Origin of the sequence: Synechococcus sp. R55.2 (assembly GCF_047462075.1) — a bacterium.
Taxonomy (GTDB): Bacteria; Cyanobacteriota; Cyanobacteriia; order Thermostichales; family Thermostichaceae; genus Thermostichus.
The window spans coordinates 1-2,172 of the sequence record NZ_JANSIH010000429.1 but is presented as its reverse complement, the minus strand read 5'-3'; the positions used below and the strand labels follow the sequence as shown (position 1 = coordinate 2,172).

The window sequence follows — 2,172 nt, the reverse complement described above, 5'->3', positions numbered from 1 at the left end:
TCAAGACGTTCCCAACCTGCTGGATAGCCTGCAAACTGACTTGGCCTTGGCTTCCGAGGAATCTGCTCCCCCCAGGTCACAAACGGTGGAGCAGTTGGCGGCCAGCCTGGAGCGCCCATCCCAACCTTCACCGCCTACCTCTGTGGGATCCCTGAACGTGGTGCCCCTAAGCGAAAACAACATAGACTCCCTGGGGCCGAACCGCGGCGAGGGAACCTTCTTAGTGCTCACCACCTACTCAGGGGCAGAGAGCTTGGCACGCGCTCGACAAGTCTCCCATGGGGCCTTTGTGAAAGATGTGGATGGCCAGAAGTTTGTGCAGTTGGCAGCATTTGAACAACTGGAATATGCCCGCTACCATGCGGAAACCCTGAAAAGCAAGGGCTTTAACGTCACGATTGCTGAGCAGTAGCTTTGAGGACTACAGATCCCGAATCCAAGGGATCCGAGAGAGAGGTAGCCGCTGCCAGATCCCTTCACTTCCTTCTGGATCGAGCAGGCGCCAGGCCAGCAACCCGGTTGCCGAGAGGAAAACCAGGGCCAGCAACAACGCAAGGGCATTCTGTAGGCTTTTCAAAAAGGGCCAGAGGCGGGCTGTGCTCGGCCCCACCTGAGCAGCTCCAGACCGCTGCCGCGCCTGGGCAGGGGGGTTCCCGGAAGCTGGAGAGGAACTCAAGGGACGGGCAGGTGGAGCGAGGGTAGAGGACGTCAACTGGGCGGCAGGAATGGGTGGCCCTGGTAACCGATTCAAAGCCATAACCACAGCCTGAGGGCGCTGCTGCTGACGCATCCACCGGTTCAGCTCTGCCAGAGAGATGGCACAGAGGTTGTTGAGACCCAGACCCTGAATTCGCCCCACCAAAGGCCGGTCGTTGCTGACCAAAACCACCAGCGTTCCCGGCTGCTGCTGGGCCAGGGCATAGGCGCATTCGGCAATCGCTTCTTCCAAACGTACCCTCATGGACTGATCGCCGGCACCAGCACCACCCACCAGGGCACGGGCTTCTGAGACGGCAAACCCTAGACTGGGCCAGTGGCGCAAAAACTCGCGGGCTGTCGATTCTTCCTGGGGATCAATGGCCTGCCGGGTCAGGCGTTCCAACTCGGCCATCACTGCCTGTGGCAGCACACACACCCCAAACCGTGCCCACTCCTGCCATAGAGCCAGACGACCGGCCAGGATCACGGGGCTGTCGAAGACGAGGAGAGGCGGGATCTCGGCCATGGGATGCGCCAGCGTTGGACTTAACCTCAATTGTGCAGCTTCCCCGAAGACTTGGGTAGCAGGGATCCCTCTGCCAGGCAGAGGCGGATGGCCAGCGGGTAGAGGCGGTGCTCCTGGGCGTGGATGCGCCGGTAAAGGGATTCCACAGTATCTTCGGGCAGAACCGGCACGGCTGCTTGGGCCACGATGGGGCCACTGTCCATTTCCAAGGTGACCCGATGGACAGTGCAGCCGGCAATTTTCACGCCGCACTTCAGGGCTTGTTCAACGGCACGCAGGCCCTTGAAACTGGGCAGCAGGCTGGGATGCAGGTTCAAGACGCGATCCGGGTAGGCGGACAACAACACCTGGGTAACCAGGCGCATCCACCCGGCCATGATCACCCATTCCACGTGATGCTGCCAGAGCACCTGGACAATGGCGGCGTCCAGATCTTCGCGACGGGGGTAGTCTCGGTGGTCGAGCAAGACGCAAGGGATCCCTCGCTTTTGGGCCCGCTGCCGCACATAAGCTTTGGGATTGTTGGTGATGACCACAGCAATCTGGGCCTGCAGTTCCCCGGCCTCAATGGCTTGGGCAATAGCTTCGAAATTGCTGCCATTGCCGGAAGCCAAAATGCCAAGGATCCCCGGTTGAGAGGGCACTTGGATCCCGTCGGGATCCGGCCAGAGTAAGCTGGGTAGGTTCATGAGCGCTTGGTGGGAAAGTCTGCAGCCCCGCTATTTTAAACCCAGACAGCCTCCCCTCTGGTTCTGGCCAGGTTGATCCAGAGAGGGATCCAAAAACTTGACCGTCGCCGGCTTTGACAGGCGCACCCGCGCCATCGAGCGCTGCACGGATCAAGCCCAAGAGGAGCTGCGGGAGATGCCTCAAGAAATGCGGAAAATGCAGCAGGAGCATGACTCTAGTCAATAATAAGCTCAACTATACTGAAAATAATGTATAAT

General features: G+C 59.6%; 3 protein-coding genes and 1 pseudogene. 2 read left to right on the top strand and 2 right to left on the bottom strand.

The window, feature by feature from the left end; translation table 11 throughout:
- Positions 1–412: pseudogene (locus NW838_RS14360) on the top strand (hypothetical protein); the annotation flags it as partial.
- Between the two features lie 9 nt (positions 413–421).
- On the opposite strand, the gene NW838_RS14355 reads toward NW838_RS14360, so the two are convergent.
- Complete coding sequence (locus NW838_RS14355; protein WP_414343432.1) at positions 422–1,225, bottom strand: PIN domain-containing protein; 804 nt, start codon at positions 1,223–1,225, stop codon at positions 422–424.
- Between the two features lie 26 nt (positions 1,226–1,251).
- Complete coding sequence (gene purN, locus NW838_RS14350; protein WP_414356472.1) at positions 1,252–1,914, bottom strand: phosphoribosylglycinamide formyltransferase; 663 nt, start codon at positions 1,912–1,914, stop codon at positions 1,252–1,254.
- Positions 1,915–2,011: 97 nt separating this feature from the next.
- On the opposite strand from purN, the gene NW838_RS14345 reads away from it, so the two are divergent.
- On the top strand, positions 2,012–2,140 hold the full coding sequence (locus NW838_RS14345; protein ID WP_414356470.1) for a hypothetical protein: 129 nt from the start codon (positions 2,012–2,014) through the stop codon (positions 2,138–2,140).
- Positions 2,141–2,172 lie beyond the last annotated feature (32 nt).